General features: G+C 67.0%; 1 protein-coding gene. It reads right to left on the bottom strand.

The window, feature by feature from the left end; all coding sequences use genetic code 11:
• Positions 1-1019: aminotransferase (locus DIE03_RS38005; RefSeq protein WP_124457142.1), on the bottom strand; the 1019-nt coding region annotated here is incomplete at both ends.

The raw sequence follows: 1019 nt of genomic DNA, 5'->3' as shown, positions 1-1019 counted from the left end.
ATCACGAGCGGCGGCGACAGCAGCATCCGGTCGCCGGTCGCGCGCATGATCAGGTTGCCGTTGAAGCAGAAGTCGCGGCAGATCGTGCCGACGTCGCCGCCGTTCGCGAAGCGGCGGCGCTCGGCCGGCGATTCCGCGAGCTGCAGGCTCGCGACGAGGCCGTGGCCATGCACCTCGCCGACGATCGGGTGACGCGCGAAGGTCTCGCGCATCAACGCCTGGAAGTACGGGCCCGTGTCGTTCTTCACGCGCTCGACGATGCCTTCGTCGCGCAGCAGCTTCAGGTTCGCGACCGCGACGGCCGCCGCCACCGGGTGGCCCGAGTACGTGAGGCCGTGATTGAATTCGCCGTTGTCGATGATCGGCCGCGCGACGCGCTCGTGAATGCCGACCGCGCCCATCGGCACGTAGCCCGACGTCAGGCCCTTGGCCATCGTGATCAGGTCCGGCTCGAAGCCGAAGTGCTGGTGCGCGAACCATTCGCCGGTGCGCCCGAACCCGCCGATCACTTCGTCGGCCACCAGCAGGATGTCGTACTTGCGGCAGATCCGCTGGATTTCCGGCCAGTACGTCGACGGCGGGAAGATCACGCCGCCCGCGCCCTGGAACGGCTCGCCGATGAACGCCGCGACGTTCTCCGCACCGAGTTCGAGGATCTTCGCTTCGAGCTGCTGCGCACGCGCGAGGCCGAACGCTTCCGGCGTCTCGCCTGCTTGCGCTTCGCCGAAGAAATACGGCTGGTCGATGTGCACGATGTGCTCGACCTTCGACGGCATCTGCTCGTGCATGTAGCCCATCCCGCCGAGCGTGCCGCCCGCGATCGTCGAGCCGTGGTAGCCGTTCTTGCGCGAGATCACGTATTTCTTCTGCGGCTTGCCCTGCACGCGCCAGTACTGGTGCACGAGGCGCAGCACGGTGTCGTTGCCTTCCGAGCCGCTGTTGCAATAGAAGAAGTGGTTGAAGCCGGCCGGCGTCACTTCCGCGAGCATCGCGGAAAGCTCGATCACCGGCGGGTGCGT

Source organism: Burkholderia sp. Bp8992 (assembly GCF_003853705.1).
GTDB lineage: Bacteria > Pseudomonadota > Gammaproteobacteria > Burkholderiales > Burkholderiaceae > Burkholderia.
This window is presented reverse-complemented; position numbering and strand designations above follow the sequence as displayed.